At 71.7% G+C, this 18,066-nt stretch carries 20 protein-coding genes; 10 read left to right on the plus strand and 10 right to left on the minus strand.

Going from position 1 to position 18,066, the window contains the following annotated elements:
• Positions 1 to 28 precede the first annotated feature (28 nt).
• Positions 29 to 592, plus strand: coding sequence for a hypothetical protein (locus ACFYYW_RS23710; protein WP_387651522.1), 564 nt, complete (start codon positions 29 to 31; stop codon positions 590 to 592).
• Here ACFYYW_RS23710 and ACFYYW_RS23715 read toward each other — a convergent pair.
• Complete coding sequence (locus ACFYYW_RS23715) at positions 549 to 1,706, minus strand: MFS transporter (RefSeq protein WP_387651524.1); 1,158 nt, start codon at positions 1,704 to 1,706, stop codon at positions 549 to 551. The genes ACFYYW_RS23710 and ACFYYW_RS23715 overlap by 44 nt on opposite strands.
• 161 nt (positions 1,707 to 1,867) lie before the next feature.
• Positions 1,868 to 2,206, minus strand: coding sequence for a helix-turn-helix domain-containing protein (locus tag ACFYYW_RS23720; RefSeq protein ID WP_352318083.1), 339 nt, complete (start codon positions 2,204 to 2,206; stop codon positions 1,868 to 1,870).
• 79 nt (positions 2,207 to 2,285) lie between these two features.
• On the opposite strand from ACFYYW_RS23720, the gene ACFYYW_RS23725 reads away from it, so the two are divergent.
• Both ACFYYW_RS23725 and ACFYYW_RS23730 read left to right on the plus strand, forming a co-directional pair.
• The gene (locus ACFYYW_RS23725) at positions 2,286 to 2,864 is read left to right on the plus strand and encodes an NAD(P)H-dependent oxidoreductase (protein ID WP_352318081.1); all 579 of its coding nucleotides are present in this window, start codon (positions 2,286 to 2,288) and stop codon (positions 2,862 to 2,864) included.
• A 15-nt stretch (positions 2,865 to 2,879) separates the two neighbouring features.
• The gene (locus ACFYYW_RS23730) at positions 2,880 to 4,160 is read left to right on the plus strand and encodes a TIGR04013 family B12-binding domain/radical SAM domain-containing protein (protein WP_387651527.1); all 1,281 of its coding nucleotides are present in this window, start codon (positions 2,880 to 2,882) and stop codon (positions 4,158 to 4,160) included.
• 125 nt (positions 4,161 to 4,285) lie between these two features.
• Here the strand turns inward: ACFYYW_RS23730 and ACFYYW_RS23735 are convergent, their stop codons facing one another.
• A complete protein-coding gene (locus tag ACFYYW_RS23735) occupies positions 4,286 to 4,516 on the minus strand; it encodes a hypothetical protein (RefSeq protein WP_352318077.1) in 231 nt (76 codons plus the stop codon).
• Between the two features lie 44 nt (positions 4,517 to 4,560).
• Positions 4,561 to 5,070 carry a VOC family protein gene (locus ACFYYW_RS23740; RefSeq protein WP_352318075.1) on the minus strand — a complete coding sequence of 170 codons (510 nt, stop codon included), beginning with the start codon at positions 5,068 to 5,070 and terminating at the stop codon, positions 4,561 to 4,563.
• Between the two features lie 64 nt (positions 5,071 to 5,134).
• Between ACFYYW_RS23740 and ACFYYW_RS23745 the strand changes: the two genes are divergently transcribed.
• The 7 genes from ACFYYW_RS23745 (at position 5,135) to ACFYYW_RS23775 (ending at position 12,058) form a co-directional block, all read left to right on the plus strand.
• Complete coding sequence (locus tag ACFYYW_RS23745; RefSeq protein ID WP_387651529.1) at positions 5,135 to 5,584, plus strand: MarR family winged helix-turn-helix transcriptional regulator; 450 nt, start codon at positions 5,135 to 5,137, stop codon at positions 5,582 to 5,584.
• A 165-nt stretch (positions 5,585 to 5,749) separates the two neighbouring features.
• Positions 5,750 to 5,938: a hypothetical protein gene (locus tag ACFYYW_RS23750; protein ID WP_352318071.1), complete on the plus strand. Its 189-nt coding sequence runs from the start codon at positions 5,750 to 5,752 to the stop codon at positions 5,936 to 5,938.
• Positions 5,939 to 6,023: 85 nt separating this feature from the next.
• Positions 6,024 to 7,547 carry a xylulokinase gene (locus ACFYYW_RS23755; protein ID WP_387651531.1) on the plus strand — a complete coding sequence of 508 codons (1,524 nt, stop codon included), beginning with the start codon at positions 6,024 to 6,026 and terminating at the stop codon, positions 7,545 to 7,547.
• A gap of 178 nt (positions 7,548 to 7,725) precedes the next feature.
• On the plus strand, positions 7,726 to 8,535 hold the full coding sequence (locus ACFYYW_RS23760) for a hypothetical protein (protein ID WP_387651533.1): 810 nt from the start codon (positions 7,726 to 7,728) through the stop codon (positions 8,533 to 8,535).
• Between the two features lie 178 nt (positions 8,536 to 8,713).
• On the plus strand, positions 8,714 to 9,397 hold the full coding sequence (locus tag ACFYYW_RS23765; protein WP_387651535.1) for a DUF998 domain-containing protein: 684 nt from the start codon (positions 8,714 to 8,716) through the stop codon (positions 9,395 to 9,397).
• Between the two features lie 55 nt (positions 9,398 to 9,452).
• A complete protein-coding gene (locus ACFYYW_RS23770) occupies positions 9,453 to 11,687 on the plus strand; it encodes a nitrate- and nitrite sensing domain-containing protein (protein ID WP_387651538.1) in 2,235 nt (744 codons plus the stop codon).
• Entirely contained in the window at positions 11,684 to 12,058 is a 375-nt protein-coding gene (locus ACFYYW_RS23775; protein ID WP_387651540.1) for a DUF742 domain-containing protein, read from the plus strand. Before ACFYYW_RS23770 ends, ACFYYW_RS23775 begins: the two co-directional genes overlap by 4 nt.
• A 50-nt stretch (positions 12,059 to 12,108) precedes the next feature.
• Here ACFYYW_RS23775 and ACFYYW_RS23780 read toward each other — a convergent pair whose 3' ends face one another.
• The 6 genes from ACFYYW_RS23780 to ACFYYW_RS23805 all read right to left on the minus strand — a co-directional run bounded on the left by ACFYYW_RS23780 (position 12,109) and on the right by ACFYYW_RS23805 (position 17,943).
• A complete protein-coding gene (locus ACFYYW_RS23780) occupies positions 12,109 to 12,681 on the minus strand; it encodes an ATP/GTP-binding protein (protein WP_352318064.1) in 573 nt (190 codons plus the stop codon).
• Entirely contained in the window at positions 12,662 to 13,024 is a 363-nt protein-coding gene (locus tag ACFYYW_RS23785; RefSeq protein ID WP_352318062.1) for a DUF742 domain-containing protein, read from the minus strand. The genes ACFYYW_RS23780 and ACFYYW_RS23785 overlap by 20 nt, the downstream gene beginning before the upstream one ends.
• On the minus strand, positions 13,021 to 13,428 hold the full coding sequence (locus ACFYYW_RS23790) for a roadblock/LC7 domain-containing protein (protein ID WP_352318060.1): 408 nt from the start codon (positions 13,426 to 13,428) through the stop codon (positions 13,021 to 13,023). The genes ACFYYW_RS23785 and ACFYYW_RS23790 overlap by 4 nt, the downstream gene beginning before the upstream one ends.
• Positions 13,425 to 15,536, minus strand: coding sequence for a nitrate- and nitrite sensing domain-containing protein (locus tag ACFYYW_RS23795; protein WP_387651544.1), 2,112 nt, complete (start codon positions 15,534 to 15,536; stop codon positions 13,425 to 13,427). The genes ACFYYW_RS23790 and ACFYYW_RS23795 overlap by 4 nt, the downstream gene beginning before the upstream one ends.
• Positions 15,537 to 15,700: 164 nt before the next feature.
• Positions 15,701 to 16,558: a PrsW family glutamic-type intramembrane protease gene (locus tag ACFYYW_RS23800; RefSeq protein WP_352318056.1), complete on the minus strand. Its 858-nt coding sequence runs from the start codon at positions 16,556 to 16,558 to the stop codon at positions 15,701 to 15,703.
• Entirely contained in the window at positions 16,555 to 17,943 is a 1,389-nt protein-coding gene (locus ACFYYW_RS23805; RefSeq protein ID WP_387651546.1) for a hypothetical protein, read from the minus strand. Before ACFYYW_RS23805 ends, ACFYYW_RS23800 begins: the two co-directional genes overlap by 4 nt.
• Between the last annotated feature and the right edge of the window lie 123 nt (positions 17,944 to 18,066).

Genomic DNA, 18,066 nt, shown 5'->3' on the forward strand with positions numbered 1-18,066 from the left:
TTGTAACTGGTGGTATGTCGGTATCGTATTGGGCCTGGAGGTGTTCTCTATGGGTAATGGTGTTCGTCATTTCGCCGGGGCCGCGGTGGGGGTGGCCGCGATCCCGTTGATCGCGGCCGGTCTTCTGTACGGACTGCGCGCGACCACGTCCGTCCCCGAGTCCGTCCCCGAGTCCGTCCCCGACTGGACGGCGACGGCGGCGCTGGCGGGAACCGCGCTCCTCATCGGAGTCCTGGCCGGTTCCCGGATTTCTCCGGTCGCCTCGCTGCTGCCCGGCCTGGCATTCACCGCCCTGGCCGGGGCGACGGTCGTGCGGGCCGCCACGGGAGGCGACCGGAGAATGGGATTCGACCTGGTTCCCGCCGATTATCTGGACGCGTACGCGGCATTGCTGAATACCTGGTCGTTGGTGGTCGGTGGCATTCTGCTGACCGCTTCGGTGTTCCCGTCCCGCTGGCGGGCGCGCCGGGGCGGGGCGCCGGCTCCGGAGAAGGAGGGGGAGGAGCCGCCGCCGCTGCCCAAGCGCGTCCCGTTCGCGTCGAAGAGGATCACATCGGCGCGACCCGCTCCCGGGCCAGCCACAGGGCGATGACCACGTACGGCAGGATCAGGAGGGCGAACGTCGTGCCGTGGGACAGGAACGGCGATCCCGCGCCGTAGGCCGTGTAGACGGCCAGGGTGACCACGTTCGTCCCGAGGCCGGCCACCGACGTCACGGTGGCCCGCTGATCGCCCGAGACGCGTTCCTGCAGCCGCGTGTCGGCCACCACGCCGGCCATCTGGAACGCCCCGAAGGCGCCGGCGACCAGCAGGAACCCGGCCGGATGCGGAACCAGCGCGCCCGCCGCCATGGCCAGCGCCGCCAGCGCCAGGACCAGCGCGAACGACCGCTCGCTCAGGCGGCGGGCGGGCCCCGCCAGCAGGCCGCCCGCCGCCGCCCCGACCCAGACGGCCAGGACGAGCAGCGGCACGGCCGTCCTGGGCGCGCCGGTCGCGGCGGCCAGGAAGGGCACGTACTCCTCCAGCGCGCCCCAGATCGCCGTCACGACGGAGATCAGGACGATCGCTTCGAGCACGTTCCGATCAGTACGGGCCTCGGCCACACCGGCTCGCAGAACCGCGAGATACCGCCCGTCCGAATCAGCGGACGTCGCTCGGGCAGGACGCCGCTCGGGCAGGGTCAGCGCGGTGGCGGCGCACAACAGGCAGGCCGCCACGCTGGCCACCCCCACCGCCGGATATCCGCCGACCGCGAACACGGGCGTGGCGAGGGCGATCGCCGACGCGGCGGCGGCGATGCCGATCGAGTGCGCCCGGCCCATGACGGCGGCGTACCGGCCCTGCAGGCCCCGGCGTTCGAGCTCCTCGTACGCGAGCGCCTCGAAGGCGCCCGAGACGAGCGCGCCCTCGGCCCCCCACAACACGAAGCCCAGCGCGAAGGCCCAGTAGGACGGGAACAGCACCCACAGCGCGAAGCCGGCGCCGGCCAGCAGCGGGCCCAGGAACAACAACAGCCTGCGGGACACCGCGTCGGCCCAGGCGCCGGAGGGGATCTCCAGCACCATGCCGGTCACGGACCAGATGACGAACAGCGAGGACGTCTCGGCCACCGAGAGCCCGGAATCGGTGAACAGCAGCGTGTACACCGGGTAGAGCAGGACGAACTCGCCGAGGAACGTGTAGACGTAAAGCTTGGGGACGAACATGCGGCCCTCTCGGAAGGGGCGGACAGGGACTCCGTCTGGTGCTCGGCACCTCGGAGGCCCGCGCGCGCTCCTGCCGCGTCGGCCGCTGGTGGTTCATCAATGTCGCCAGTGCATGGCCGGAGTCTAACCCCGGCCCGCCTCCCCGCGCTCGCCCGTACGCGCTAGGCGGATCTGGCCGGTTCCTCGGGCAGCGTGATCCACTTGTGCGCCCAGGTGACCAGCTCGTCGAGCACCGGACGCAGCTCCTGGCCCATCTCCGTCAGGTGGTATTCGACCCGCACCGGCGACGTGGCCAGCACCCGCCGCTCGACGAGCCCGGCCGTCTCCAGCTCGCGCAGCCGGCGGGCCAGCATCGTGTCGTTGATGCCGGGGATGGCCGCCTTGAGATCGGCGTAACGATGGGCGCCCTTGAAGATCATGTGGATCACGGCTCCCGACCACCGGGCGCCGATCAGTTCGAGGGCGACGTGGAACCGGACGCAGACGGAATGGGGGCTCACGGGGATGATCCTAGCATTTGCTAAGAAATGTTTAGTTACTCAATAATGTTGAGGTATCAACTACCTGAGGAGGAACCCCATGGACAAGCCGGTCCTGCAGATCATCGTCGCCAGCACCCGTCCCGGCCGCGCCGGGCGCGAGGTCGCCGAGTGGTTCAGGAGCCGGGCCGTCGCCTCCGGCCACTTCGACGTCGAGCTGGTCGACCTCGCCGAGGTGGGCCTGCCGTTCCTCGACGAGCCGAACCACCCCAAGCTCAAGCAGTACGTGAACGCCCACACCAAGGAGTGGAGCGCCACCGTCGACCGTGGCGACGCCTTCGTGTTCGTGACCCCCGAGTACAACCACAGCTTCACGGCCGTGCTGAAGAACGCCCTGGACTACCTGCACCACGAGTGGCAGCACAAGGCGGCGGGGTTCGTCAGCTACGGCGGGATCTCCGGCGGCACCCGGGCGGTGAACGGCCTGCGCCAGGTCGTCAGCACGCTGAAGATGATCCCCGTGGTCGAAGCCGTCAACATCCCCTTCTACCAGCAGTTCATCGCCGAGGACGGCAGCGTGGCGGCCAACGACGTCATGATCGCCGCCGCCGACGCCATGCTCGCCGAGCTGGCCAAGCTCACCGGCGCGCTGCGTCCCATGCGGCTGGCCTCCGCCTGAGCTACGCTGCCGGTCGTGGCGCTGGCAGTGGATGTGGTGGTCCGTTACCGCAAGGCCGTGACGTACGGCGTGCACGCGGTGCTCGCCGCCCTGGAGACCTCGGGCGTGGAGCACCGGCAGCTGCTGGGCGTCACCCCGGAGGAGACGGCGGCCCACATCGCGGCGAGCCGGGCCGACCGGGTGCTCGTGCTCTGGTCGTTCTACTCGCCCGACGCCGAGGCCATGGCCGCCGAGCTGGCCGCCGTCAGGTCGCTCAGCGACGGCCGGGGGCTGCACATCGCCGGCGGCGTGCACGCCACCGCCGAGCCGCAGCAGGTCATCGACGCCGGCTGGGACCTGGCCGCGATCGGCGAGGGCGAGTCCACGATCATCGCCCTGGTCGAGGCGCTGCGCCGGGACGAGCCGCTGACGACCGTGCCCGGCCTCGCGGTCAAGGACGGCGACGGCGTCGCGCTCAGGACGCGCCCGGCCCCGCAGCTCCCGCTCGACGCGTTCCCGTCGTTCCTGGGGCGTAAGGGGCCGATCGAGATCACCCGGGGGTGCCGGTACACCTGCCGGTTCTGCCAGACCCCGTTCATGTTCGGCGGTCAGTTCCGCCACCGGTCGGTGGCGAGCGTGCGCGAGCACGTCAGGGGCATGGTCGAGCAGGGGCTGCGGGACGTGCGGTTCATCACGCCGACCTCGCTCTCCTACGGCTCGCCGGGCCCTGATCCCGATCTCGGCGCGGTGGAGGAACTGCTGGCGGGGGTCAAGGAGGAGCTGCCGCCGCACGGCCGGGTGTTCTTCGGCAGCTTCCCCTCCGAGGTGCGCCCTGAGCACGTCACGCCCGAGGCCATGCGGCTGCTCAAGCGGTACGTCGCCAACGACAACCTGATCATCGGCGCCCAGTCGGGGTCCGACCGGGTGCTGGCCGCCTCGGGCCGCGGGCACGGCACCTCGCCCGTGCGCGACGCCGTCCGGATCGCCGTCGAGCACGGCTTCAGGCCGAACGTCGACTTCATCTTCGGCATGCCGGGGGAGTCGGAGGAGGACCAGCGCCAGTCGCTCGTGCTGGCCGGCGACCTGGCCGAGCTGGGCGCCCGCATCCACACGCACACGTTCATGCCGCTGCCCGGCACGCCCTGGCGGGACGCCGAGCCCGCGTTCATCCCGCTCACGACCATGCGGGAGCTCGACCGGCTGGCCCAGCGCGGCGACGCGTACGGCCACTGGCGCCGGCAGGCCGAGCACTCGGCCCGGCTGGCCGAGACGGCCAAGGCCTACCCCCGCCGCACCCGCCGCCGCAGAACCGACTGACGGCCACGAGCCGCTACGCGCCCGTACGCGCCATGACGGGCCGGTCAGGGCCGGTCAGGGCCGGTCAGGGCCGGTCAGAGCTGGTCAGGGCCGGTCAGGGCCCGATCAGGGTCGGTCAGAGTCGGTCAGTCGTCGTCGGTGAGCCGTTCCAGCGCGCGGTTGATGGAGTCGCCGAGCGGCCGCAGCACCTCGGAGAGCGCCTCGGCCAGCGGCCTGAGGATCTCCGTCGCCTCGTCCAGCAGGTCGGGCGACTTGTGCTCGGGAGGCGCCCAGCGCATGGCGTCCGCGCTCAGCGTCTCCCATTCGTCCACGACGCCGTCGATGGCGTCGAGGACGTGATCCGGATCGTTTGGCATGACCCTCTCCGGAACAAATCGGTCGGATACCTGCCACGGTACCTTCAGGCCGGGATCGACACCCCTACCCCGCCCCGGGTCTGGGCGCCGTACCGCTCCTTGTCGGCGGCCAGGTCGAGCGGGCGGATGGCGGACCTGGCGGCCAGGGTCTCGTCCGTGATCAGCGAGGCGGGCACCAGCCAGGAGACCTCGAACTCCAGCCCGTCGGGGTCCTTGGCGTACAGCGCCTTGGTCGTCCCGTGGTCGGAGGCGCCGACGAGGGAGCCGAGCTCGCCCAGGGTGACCGCGATGCGCTCCAGCTCGTCGAGCGTGTCGACCTCCCACGCCAGGTGGTAGAGCCCGACGGCGGTGCGTCCGGCGGGCGAGGGGCCGGCGCCCGCGCCGATCTCGAACAGCCCGAGGTCGTGGTCGTTGCTGGAGCCGGGGGCCTGGAGGAACGCGGCGCCGCGCATGCCCATGACCACCTCGAATCCGAGCGCCTCCCGGTAGAAGGCCACGCTGCGCTCCACGTCACGGACGTAGAGGACCGCATGGTTGAGCCTGTGGACCGGCATGGTCGTCCCCTTTCACCTGTTATTCCCGGGTCAGAGTATATGAGAGTTCAACTAAAATGAGAGGGTGACCCGATGGCTGGATCCGGACGAGCAGCAGACCTGGCGTGACTTCCTGGCCGCCGGCCAGCTCATCAACGAGGCGCTGGACCGGCAGCTCCAGCGCGAGGCGGGCATGCCGCACACGTACTACATGATCCTGGTGGCGCTGTCGGAGGCGCCGGGCCGGTCGATGCGCATGAGCGAGCTGGCCGCCAGGGCCCAGAGCTCCCAGAGCCGCCTGTCGCACGCCGTCGCCCGCCTGGAGGAGCGCGGCTGGGTGCGCCGTGAGCGCTGCCCGGCCGACGGCAGGGGCAACCTCGCCGTCCTGACGGACGAGGGGTTCGCCACGCTGGCCGCCGCCGCCCCCGGCCACGTGGAGGAGGTGCGCCGGAGCCTGTTCGACGTCCTCACCCCCGAGCAGGTCCGCGAGCTCGGCGCGATCTGCTCGGCCGTGCGGGGCGCGCTGGAACGGTAGAACGCCCGGCCGTGCGGGGCGCGCTGGAACGGTAGAACGCCCGGCCGTGCGGGACGCGCGGGAACGACTTGGTCGCGGGCCGTGCGGGACACGCTGGAGCGGTAGCGAGCGAACTGTCGTGGCCAGGCCGTAGCCTCTCCCGGTAGCCGAACGAGGGGATTGCCGATGCACGACACCGAAGAGGCACTGTTCCGGACGGTCCACGGCATCGCCGGGCTGATGGCGGGCCAGCCCGTGCCCGTCGTCATGGAGGCGTTGCTGCGCCACTTGCCCAAGGCTCCAGGTCTCGAGGTGACGGAGATCCGCAAGATCGCGGAGGAGATCAGCGTCGGCCGCGACCCCTCGGGGTTGTGAATCATCCGAATTGCCCCTGAACGTCGCTCCCGAGCGGGGATACCATCTCAACCATCTCGCGCGGGAGCACGCATAAGGAGTTCGGGTGACGCTGGTCGCTGGGGTTGATTCCTCCACGCAGAGCTGCAAGGTCGTCATTCGCGAGGCCGAGACGGGCGCGCTGGTCAGACAGGGCCGCGCCGCCCATCCTGCCGGCACCGAGATCCACCCCTCCCACTGGTGGACCGCGCTGCTGCGGGCTGTCGAGGAGGCCGGCGGGCTGGCCGACGTCGCCGCCGTCAGCGTGGCCGGGCAGCAGCACGGCATGGTCTGCCTCGACGAGTCGGGCGAGGTCGTGCGCGACGCCCTGCTGTGGAACGACACCCGCTCCGCCCGGGCCGCCGCCGACCTGGTGGCGGAGCTGGGCGGGCCGGGGGCCTGGGCCGACGCGGTCGGCTCGGTGCCCGTCGCCGCGTTCACCGTGGCCAAGCTGCGGTGGCTGGCCGAGCACGAGCCGGACAACGCCCGCCGCACGGCGGCGGTCTGCCTGCCGCACGACTGGCTGACCTGGCGGCTGGCGGGCGCGCTCGCCCTGGCCAACGGCTCGGGTTCGGGCAAGGGCTCCGGTTCAGGCAAGGGCTCGGGTCCGGGCGGCGGCTCCGGTTCGGGCAAGGGCTCGGGGCCGGGCAGTTCGGGCGCCGGTTTCGATCTCGCGGCCTGGCACGATGCGCCTCCGCCGCCGCTCGACCTGCTCACCACCGACCGGGGCGACGCCTCGGGCACCGGCTACTGGTCCCCGGCGACCGGCGCCTACCGCACCGACCTGCTCAAGGCGGCCTTCGGCGCCGTCCCGCTGCTGCCCCGGGTGCTGGGGCCCGCCGACCGCGCGGGCGACCCGGCGTCTGCGGGGCCGCTGCTCGCGCCGGGCACCGGCGACAACATGGCGGCCGCCCTCGGCATCGGGGCCGGGCCGGGTGACGTGGTGGTCTCGCTCGGCACGTCCGGCACGGTGTTCGCGGTCGCGGAGACGCCCAGCGCCGACCCCACCGGCGCGGTCGCCGGGTTCGCCGACGCCACCGGCCGCTTCCTGCCGCTGGTGTGCACGCTGAACGCCGCCCGGGTCCTCGACGCGGCCGCCGGGCTGGCCGGGGTCGGCCTCGACGAGCTGAGCGACCTCGCGCTCCGGGCCCCGGCGGGGGCCGGCGGGCTGACGCTGGTGCCCTACCTGGAGGGCGAGCGCACCCCCAACCGGCCCACCGCGACCGGCTCGGTCCTCGGGCTCACGCTGGCCACCTCGACTCCGGCCCACCTGGCCCGCGCGGCCGTCGAGGGCATGCTGTGCGGCCTCGCCGACGCCCTAGACGCGCTCGGCACCCGTCCGGAGCGGGTGCTGCTGATCGGCGGCGCGGCGCGCTCTGAGGCCGTACGCCGCGTCGCGCCGACCGTCTTCGGCGTGCCGATCGCGGTGCCGCCGCCCGGCGAGTACGTCGCCGACGGCGCCGCCCGCCAGGCCGCCGCCCTCCTCACGACCCCCGACTGGCGAACCGAGGACACCGAGACCTACGACGCCCCGGCCGTCCCGGAGATCCGCGCCCGCTACGCCAGGGCCACGTCCCACGTGCTCGACTGAGGGCTCTTGTTATTGGGCGAAAAAAGCCTCGCGGTGGACAAGTCATTAGAAATCCGATGCGTGTCGGAGTTGCTGGTCGCGGCCGCGCGAAGCGATGCTGCGATCAGCGTGATACCTGGCACCACGGGTGTCCTTCCTGCGAGAAACGGAGAGATCCGTGGCCCTCACTCTTAATGCGGTGACCATTGACGCCGACGACAATGTCAACGGCGTTTTCCGGTACGACGGCTCCGGCACTTCCTGGACCCAGATCAGAGGACCGGTCACCATCCATGGGCCTTTCGGCGGCGGGTGGGGAACCCTTGTCGAGGGCACCGGCGACGAGACGGGCACCGCGTTCGGCTACAGCGGCACCCCATTCGACTGGTTCTCCGTCGGCGAGGTCGGCGGGACCTACGCCGTCTCCGACGACACCCTCTACAAGACGCCTCAGGACGGCAGCCGGATACTCCAGTTCGACGGCTTCGACGGCGACACGCCGCTGTGGAGCAAGGTCGGCGACTCCGGCTTCCTGAATGTGGCGGGGTTCAGCGTCGTGGCCCAGATGCCCGACTTCCAGGGTGACACCTTCCTCTACAGCGGCAACCCGAACGAGTGGGAACGCATCGGCCCCAAAGGCGGCGCATACGCGATCGCGGACACGGTCTACCGCACGGACCCGCTCAACAACACGGTGTTCAGATACACCGGATCCGGAACCGCCTGGGACAATCTCGGCGCCCCTCCCCGCGGCATTCTCCAGATCTTCGCCGGAGGTTTCGGGCTGTTCGCCACCGCCGCCGACTTCAGTGGCGTATATCAATTCCAGGACGCGGCCGGAAACTGGCAGCGCATCGGGGAGCACAGCGCGTCCTGCGCGGTCACGGACGACACCGTTTTCCGAGTGGCTCGGGACATGAGCGTATTTCAATACGATGGATTCGATGACTCCTGGACGCCCGTCGGCCGTCCCGGCCGCGTGTTCTCCCTCTTCGTCGCCTCCGACTGAGGGACGTCCACCCCGGGGGCCGGGGAGGGGGACTCAGGGGTGGACTCAGGGACGGCTCGGGGGCGCCACCGGATGTGGCGGCACGCCTGGGGGCGCGAGAGTTGGGCACATGACCGCAGTGCCGAACAGCAGAGTGAGAGTCGCGAGAGCGCCCTGGAGCGTGAACCTGAGGGCCCTCATGACCCCGACGAGGCTCTACCCCCTGATCGCCTGTGCATCGATCGTGTTCTCGGTGGTCGCGATCCTGGTCGGCCACTTCGGGCCCGACCCCTACCTCGACCCCATGAACGTGACCATCAGCGAGTACGCCGTGACCGACCGCGGGGGCGTCACGGAGGTCGCGATGGCGGTGCTCGGGGTCGGCTCGCTCACGCTGCTGGCGGCCCTGCGGAGGATGGGGGCGCCGATCCGGGGGCTGCCGGAGAAGTTGCTCATGGTGTGGTCGGCGGCGCTGATCGTGGTGGCGGTCATCCCGACCGTCCCGCTCGGTCTCGATCTCGACCTCGCGGCCCAGATCCACCGGTACGTGTCGATCGCGGCGTTCGTGAGCCTTCCGGCCGCCGGGGCCCTGCTGGTGCCCAGGCTGACCGCGAACGCCCACTGGAAGCCCGTCGCGCGGGCCGTGGAGTGGGTGGCGCTGGCGGGCGGGTTCGGGCTGCTGGCGATCACGTACGTGGCCCTGCCGGGGGAGCGGGTCATGATCGGCCTGGTCGAGCGGCTGCTGCTGGGCGCCGAGGTGTCGTTGCTGGGCCTGCTGGCGGCGTGGGCGCTGTGGCTGACGTGGTCGCCGGCCCGCGCCCCGAAGCACCCAGTAGACGCAAATTTCCCGACATATCACAGATTTATCGCTAGTCGATCTTAATCTCGTCTGTTTCGATGCTATTCTCTCCGCGATCTTCTATGCGGGAGCAGGTGTCATGGCATCGGGCAGATCCATCCGATTCAAGATCTCGACGCTGCTCGTCATCCCCTTGATCTCCCTGATCGCGCTCTGGGGCTTCGCCGCGAGCACGACCACGGGTGAGGCGCTGAACCTCTTCAAGGTCGACGCCATCTGGTCGGGAGTGATCAACAACGCCGACGGCCTGGTCTCCAGCCTTCAGGTCGAACGCCTGGCCTCCGCCGAACGCCTCGCCGGCACGGCGACCGAGCCCGGAGCCCTGACCAAGGCCCGCGCCAAGGTGGACGCCGCCAGGAAGACCCTGCGCGAGCAGGCCCTGTCGGAGGACTCCCAGTCGGCGATGACCGACGACATGAAGAAGCAGTTCCAGGTCGTCCTGGACACCGTCGACCGGCTGCCGGAGGTCAGGCGCAAGGTCGACGAGCGCAGGATCACCCCCGGCAACCTGGTCACCGAGTACGCCAAGGTCTCCGACGAGGTCCACCTGCTGTACTCCCGGCTGACCGTCAGCACCGACCTCGAACTGTCCCTCCAGGCCCACGGCCTGATCGCGGCCGACGAGGTGCGCGAGCTGCTCAGCCGCGAGAACGCCCTGATGGTCGGCTCGAACGGCCGTCCCTCGATGCACGACGTGCACCTGCTGGCCGGCATCGACGGCACCCGCACGTTCCTGTTCCCGAAGGCGCTGGCCAACCTCGACACCGAGCTGCGGGCGCCGTTCGAGAAGCTGTTCTACTCCTCCAGGTACATCACCATGGAGAGCCTCCTGCGGAGCTACGTCGCCGGCCAGCCGGCCGACATGGACCTCTGGCGCGGCATCGCCGACCAGGTGCTCAAGGAGTACAGCGAGGCCGTCTGGGACACCGGGGACAAGCTGCTGGGCCGGATGCAGCCGGCCGGCGTGGTCATCGTGGTCAGGGCCGCGATCGCGGGCGCGCTGGGGCTCATCGCGGTGGCCTTCTCGATCTTCATCTCCGTCCGGGTGGGCCGCAGGATCACCAGGGAGCTGGCCACCCTCCGCCGTACGGCGCTGGACCTGGCCGAGGTCAGGCTGCCCGACGTGGTGACGAAGCTGCGTACCGGCGAGCGGGTGGACATCGAGGCCGAAGCCCCGCCGATCAAGGTCGGCGACAACGCCACCAGCGAGGTCGCCGACCTCGCCGCGGCCTTCGACAGCGTGCAGAGCACCGCCGTGGACGCCGCCGTCGAGCAGGCCAGGCTGCGCGAGGGCGTGGCCGAGGCGCTGCGGAACCTGGCCAGGCGCAGCCAGTCGCTGCTGCAGCGCCAGCTCAGGATGCTGGACGAGATGCAGCGCCAGACCGAGGAGCCCGAGGCCCTGGAGCGCCTGTTCCGGCTCGACCACCTGACCACCCGCATGCGCCGCCACGCCGAGGGCCTGGTGCTGCTCTCGGGCGGCACGGCGGGCCGCAGGTGGCGCGGCGTCATCCCGGTCGAGGACGTGCTGAGCGGCGCCGCCGCCCAGGTCGAGGAGTACACCCGGGTCCGGGTCTACCCGATGCCCGAGTGCGGCGTGTCCGGCTCGGCCGTGGCCGACCTCATGCACCTGTTCGCCGAGCTGATCGAGAACGCGACGTCGTTCTCCTCGCCCGCCAACGAGGTCTCGGTGCGCGGCGAGATGGTCGGCAGGGGCTTCGCGGTCGAGATCGAGGACCGCGGCCTCGGCATGGACGAGGAGACCCGCAAGGCCATCAACGACCGCCTGGCCAGCCCGCCCGAGTTCGACCCGGCGCAGACCGAGCGGCTGGGGTTCGCGGTGGTCGGCATGCTGGCCGCCCGGCACGGCATCAAGGTGACGCTGAAGCTGTCCCCGTACGGCGGCACGACCGCCATCGTGCTCGTGCCGGGATCGCTGGTCGAGCCCATGGCGACGCCGGTGCGGCCGATGGAGTTCGAGCCCGTGTCCGTCTCCGTCGTCCGGTCCGAGCGGCCGGCCGACGCGGGGGAGGCGACCGGGCCGGGCGAACTGCCGCGCCGGGTGCGCACGAGCAAGCGCGCGGGGCCCGCATCGGGCGAGGGGCAGGACCTGCCCCGCCGCGACCGGCAGACGGGCCTGCCGCAGCGGCAGCGGCTCAGGCAGGCGCCCTTGGCCGCGCCGACGCCACCGGCGCCCGTGGCGCCCGTGGCCGACGAGCGTTCTCCTGAGGAGACCAGGGCGCTGCTCTCCTCACTCCAGTCCGGATGGCAGCGGGGGCGGCAGGAAAGCGACCAGGATGGGGGGTCCCGAGCGTGAGCGGCGAGCACGAGTGGGTTGACGAGGAGGCCGGGCCCGTCGTCCGGCCGTACGCCGTGGCGCGGGGGCGCACCAGGCCCTCGTCCCCGGCCCTCGATCTGCTGGCGACCGTCGTCTCGACGGGACGGCCCGCGCCGGCCAAGGCCGAGCTGAGCGGCCAGCACCGGCGGCTGATGAGCTGCCTGACCGGTCACTCCAGGCCCGTCGCCGAGGTCGCCTCGGAGCTCGGGCTGCCCGTGGGCGTGGTCCGGGTGCTGCTCGGCGACCTGCTGGAGTACGACCTGATCGACGTGCGCCCGCCGCGCGACAAGACCGCCACCCCGACGGAGAGCCTGCTCCGCGAGGTGATCAGCGGGCTGCGCGCGCTCTAGCCCGGCGGCGGGCCGTGCCCGCCCGGGTTCGCGGCGGCGGGCCGCGCGTCCTAGTTGGCGGCGGTGAGCGTCCGCAGGGAGTGCTCGACCAGGGTGATCATCACTTCCTTGGCCGAGGCCCTGCGCCGCACGTCGCACAGCATCACCGGGACGTCGTCGTCGAGGTCGAGCGCGATGCGCACGTCGTCCACGCTGTGCTGGGAGGCGCCGTCGAAGCAGTTGACGGCCACCACGAACGGGGTGCCGCGCTGCTCGAAGTAGTCCACCGACGGGAAGCAGTCGGTCAGCCGCCGGGTGTCGGCGATCACGACCGCGCCCAGCGCGCCGTAGGACAGCTCGTCCCACATGAACCAGAACCGTTCCTGGCCGGGGGTGCCGAACAGGTAGACGACCAGTCCGTCGCGGATCGTGATGCGGCCGAAGTCCATCGCCACGGTGGTGGTCGTCTTGGCCTCCACGCCGTCGAGGTCGTCGACCCCGATCCCGCGGTCGGAGAGCACCTCTTCCGTGCGCAGCGGCTTGATCTCGCTGATCGACCCGACCAGGGTGGTCTTGCCGACGCCGAACCCGCCCGCGATGAGGATCTTCAGCGCGACGGGGTCCTCAGAGAGCACGGAGTCCATTGATCACTTCCTTGAGAATGCGCTCATTCGAACGCGACCCCGTTGCCGAGGGCGACGTCACCGAGATGAGGCCGTGGTCACGCATGTCGCCGAGCAGCACCCGGACGACGCCTACGGGCAGGTCGAGCTCGACGGCCAGGTCGGCCACCGAGATCGGGCTCCGCGCCGCCCGCAGGATGAGCTGCTGTTCCGGCCCGAGGTCGGCCGCCTGGTCGGCGAGCGCGCGCACGGACGCGACGAGGTCGAAGGCGTCTCCCGACGAGCGCGTCCGGCCTCGGATGAGGGCGAAGGGCCGGACGACGGGCCCGGCCTCCTCGTCGTACCAGCGGGGGGCGTCGGTCATGCCGTTCCCGCGCGCGGGTTGGTGGTGATGTGCTGGCCCACCCGCTTGACCAGCATCGCCATCTCGTACGCGATGTGCCCGACGTCGACGTTCGCCTCGGCGATCACGGCCAGGCAGGTGCCCTGGCCGGCCGCGGTGACGAACAGGAACGCGCTCTCCATCTCCACGATGGTCTGGCGCACGTCGCCGCCGCCGAAATGGCGCCCGGTGCCGCGGGCCAGGCTCTGGAAGCCCGCGGCCACGGCCGACAGGTGCTCGGCGTCCTCGCGGGTCAATCCCTTGGAGTACCCGACGGCCAGGCCGTCGGTGGAAAGGATGACCGCCTGGCGGACGGCGGCGACCCTGCCTGCCAGGTCGTCGAGCAGCCAGTTCAGCTCACCGGTGTTGGTGGTTTGCGCAGTCATGCGTCCCCCTTGCTCATGGGCTCCTCCTCGGAGGCTTCTTCTCGGGCACGTTGGGTTCCCCGCTGGAACGCGGAGAACAGATCGCGTACCTCGTCGGGAGAGCGTTCGGCCTGCGGCTCCGGCTCCGGCGGTTCTTCCTTGAGCTGCGGCGCCAGGTTCGCCTGGCGCACGCGCCTGGGCAGTCCGGCGTGGGTGCCCGAGGTGACCACCGCGAGTGCCTTCTTCGTCCGGCTCGGCAGCTCCGCCGGCCGGCCGTCGTCGTCGCCGGAGGTCAGCGCGGCCTGGTCGGCGACCAGCGAGCGCGGCACGAGCACGATGGCCGCGGTGCCGCCGTAGGGCGAGCGGCGGAGCTGGACCTTGACGCCGTGGCGTTCGGCCAGCCTGGCCACCACGAACAGGCCCAGCCGGTCGCTGTCGGCCAGGTCGAACTCGGGCGGCGCGGTCAGCAGCTTGTTGATCGCGGCGTACTCGACGGCCGACAGGCCGAGCCCCTTGTCCTCGATCTCGATCGCGTAGCCGTTGCTGACCACGTCGCCGCGGATCTGGACCACGGTGTCCGGCGGTGAGTAGATGGTGGCGTTCTCGATCAGCTCGGCCACGAGGTGCGTGAGGTCGGCCGCGGCCCCGCCGTCGAACGCGCTGACCGGAATGGCCTCGACGTTGACCCTCGTGTAGTCCTCGACCTCGGCGACCGCGGCCCGGACGATGTCGATCACGGGCACCGGCCGGCGCCAGGCCCGTGCCGGGGGCGCGCCCGACAGGATCATCAGGCTCTCGGCGTGCCGCCGCATCCGGGTGGTCAGGTGGTCGAGGCGGAAGAGCTCCTCCAGCCGGTCGGGGTCGTGCGTGCGGCGCTGCATGCCGTCGAGCAGCCCGAGCTGCCGGTGCAGCAGGCCCTGCTTGCGTCTGGCGAGGTTGAGGAAGACCTGCCCGACCCCGCGGCGCAGCGCGGCCTGGCCGACGGCCGCCGTCACCGCCGTGCGCTGCACGGACGCGAAGGCCCGGCCGACGTCGGTGATCTCCGCCGATCCGCTCACCCTGATGGCCCTGGCCTCCTTCCGCACGTCAACGTCCTCGCCCTTGCGCAGCCTGTCCACGACGTCGGGCAGGCGCACCTCCGCCAGCTCGATCGCGGCGGTGCGCAGCCCGTACAGCTCGCCCGCCAGGCGGCGACCGAAGCGTACAGAGATGATGATCGACGCGAGCACGGCTATCAACCCGAGGCCGCCCGCGACGGCGATCTCGACGACCGTGCCGGTCGCGGCCCGCGAGGTCCGGCCGGCCAGCGTCCTGGCCGCGGCGGCGCTGTCGCGGTCCAGTTCGGTGGTGAGCCGGTCCACCGCGCTCTTCCACGCCTCGGCGTCGGCGGGCGGCGCCCCGGTCTTGACGACCCTGGACTCCAGCGCGGAGAAGGTCAGGAACGGCTGGGACGCGAAGATCTGCTCGAACGGCCTGCGCAGCGGCACGTCGAGCCCGGCCAGCCCGCGGGCGTGCAGGAACTTCCTGGAGGCCGCGTACTCGGTGAAGGCGGCCCGCTCGGGCTCGGTCAGCCGCTTGTCCACCAGCGCGCCGACGATGAGGGCGTGCTCCCTGGCGATGTACTCCCGGGCGCTGCCCATGGCGTGCAGGGAGGTGGCCTGCTGGAAGACGGTCAGGTCGGAGACGGAGATCAGGTGGTCGTAGAGGGCGTAGACGGCGTCGAGCACCTGGTTGTAGGCGTCCACGCCGGCCAGGCGGGAGCTGATGCCGCCGTCGATGTCGGCGCGGATGGCGCCGAGCCGGTCGAGGTGGGCGGTCAGGGCGTCGAGCGGCATGCGCAGGTCGTCGCCGACCGCGTCGCCCGCCTCGGTGACGGCGTGCCGGAAGTCGGCCGCCGCCTTGTCCGTACGGGCCCGCTGCGCGCCCAGGACCTCGGTGAGTTCACGGGTGGTGAGCGCCTCGGCGGAGCGCACCCGTTCGGACTGGAGCTGTACGCCCAGGTCGGTGGAGGTGACGCCGAGTGTTTCGTAGAGCGTGTCGGCCCGGAGGAGTGACTGTGCGTCGCCCATGGTCAGGTTGAGGACGAAACCCCACAGCGCGCTGAGAGACAGGAGGGGTAGCAGCAGCAATAAAAAGATCTTGAACCGAATTGACCGGTTTCGCGAGCCCATGTCCCAACCTCGAGTCGGGGGCATTTCCACACCTTGTGTAAATACACCTCCGGAAGATCGCACAGGAGACTAGCATCGTTTATGGTTCCGGCGCAGTGGGAGGAACAGGATGATTACCGTGATTATTGGGGCATGATCTCGGTCTCCCGGCGAGCCGCGCGCAGCACCCGCCAGAGCCACCCCAGCGCGACCAGCGAGATCACGATGAGTCCGGCCCAGTTCACCAGCGTGTACACGTGCACCTGCCCTTCGGTCACGTTCGGCACCCGGCCGATCCGCAGCAGCTCGAACTGCCACCGCCGCCCGGTCAGGACCAGCGTGATCGCGATGGCGATGGCGCTCATCGAGTCCCACAACGCGTGCAGCAGCGAGACGCCGAGATAGCACCACACGACGTGCCCGGTGAGGCGTCCGTGGGCGGCGAACAGCACGCCGCCGAGTATCGCGGTCCACAGGCCGTGGCCCACCGGGGCCAGGATGCCGCGCAGGATCTCGGTCTCGACGAGCTGCGCCAGCGACAGGCCGTCGGCGGTGAACAGGGCGTTGAAGGCGTAACCGGAGCTCTCGAAGGCGGCGAAGCCGAAGCCGACCGTCGCGCCGAGCACCACGCCGTCCCTGGACGAGCGCCGGACCGCGTGCCGGGTGACGTACATCAGCGCGGCCAGCTTCACGCCCTCCTCGATCAGGCCGACCAGCGCGTACATGACGAACGAGGGCCGGATCAGCCAGCTCTCCAGCAGCGACGCGCCGAGCACCCCGAGCACGCCGCCGACCACGAACGCCCGGAACTGCAGCTCCACCGTGACCACCGGCGAGCGGTCGCGCCCGTGCGCCCACACCACGAACGTCACCGGGATCAGGAAGCTGCCGAACAGCACGACGGTGGGCACCAGGTTGGAGTTGGCCGTCCAGGCCGTGACGGCGACCGTGGCCAGCCACAGGACCAGCCCGCCGAGGAAGACCCGCAGCCAGGGCCTCATGCAGTGAGCTCGCGCACGGCCCGGTGCGCGGCCACCACCGCCGCGTCGCCGCCGGCCGCCGGCTCGGTGTCCGACCCGGCGATGGCGATGCGGCCGAACCGCCTGCGGGCGACGTCGGCGGGGAAGGGGCCGTCGGGGTAGAAGGGGTGCCAGGGCCTGCAGTACGCCACCGGCAGCCCGTGCCCCCAGCGGTGGACGGTGACCGCCTCGACGCCGGCCCGCGGGCCCAGCAGCCGGGCCACCTGGTCGCGCACGCCGTCCGCCAGCCGGTCGTACGGCGTCGCCATCATCTCCCGCCGGCCCGCCGCCGCCCCCGCCACGGGCCCGAGCTCCGACCGGCACGGCGTGGCCAGCAGGCGCAACCCCTCGGGCGCGGGCTCGCTCAGACACCAGAACGCGCCCGTCCACCGGGTGCGCCCGATCCGCGCCCGGCCGCCGCGCAGCCGCACGCTCGCCTCCAGGACCGGCAGCCGGGCCGCCTGGCGCAACGCCCGCTGCTGCTGCTCGGGCAGGTCGGGCACCAGGTACGGCACGTCCGCGCTCCAGCAGGCCATGATCACCGACTCCGCGCCGACGGTCCTGACCCGATGCCCGTCGAAGTAGGCGACCACCACGGACGCGTCCCCGTGCCGTACCGAGACCACGGGGCTGGACGGCCGCAGCACCGCCCGCGCGGCCCCGAGCGGGCCCGCGGTCGCCGGCCCGGCCGCCGAGGCGTACCGCGAGGGCTTGTCGAGCCCCAGGCCGCCGAAGCCCGGATAACCCGCGGCCCAGGCGTCCACCGCCCCGAGCGCCCGGCCGTCGTAGGCCCGTTCGGCGCACGGCAGCGTCCGGCAGAACCGTTCGGCGTCGGGATGCACGCCGCAGACCTCCAGCAGAAACCCGGAGTAGGTCAGCCCGGCCAGGCGCTCCTGCTTGTCCTCCTGCGACAGCCCGGGGAACCAGTCGGGCGGGTCGTCGCGCAGCATGCGCAGGTCGTCGACGGCCCGCGCGGCGAGCGGCAGCTCCTCCAGCCGGCCGGCCGGGACCAGCGTGTCGGCGCCGAAGCTCTCCCTGTCGCACATCACGCGCACGGCCGGGCGCGCGCCGAACCCCGCCGGGCCGCCGTGCTCGCCGGGGTCGCGGTTGTCCAGCACGAGCACGCGGGCCCGCGGCTCCCGGCGCAGCCACTCCGCCGCCGCGCTGAGACCGCTGCGCCCGCCGCCCACCACCACCAGGTCGTAGCTCTCGCCGGTGGGCTCGGGCGGGCCCGCGTGCCGCCAGAAGCGGCCGTCGCGCAGCGCGTGCGGCACGGCGACCGCCTGCGCGGTGTCCCCGCGCAGCCCTCCGGCCGGTTCCGCGTCATTGACAACGGCCTTCGCCGCCGAGCATGCCAGAGCGCTCACCGCAATCCCGTCGAACAAGTCACGGCGGGAAATGGGCACATCCATCCCGAGGTCGCGCGGATTCCTGCTCATGAGGGCGATCATCAGCACTTCGACCAAAAGCCCCACAGGGGCGCGCAGCGG

Origin of the sequence: Nonomuraea sp. NPDC001831 (assembly GCF_042892035.1) — a bacterium.
Classification (GTDB): Bacteria; Actinomycetota; Actinomycetes; order Streptosporangiales; family Streptosporangiaceae; genus Nonomuraea.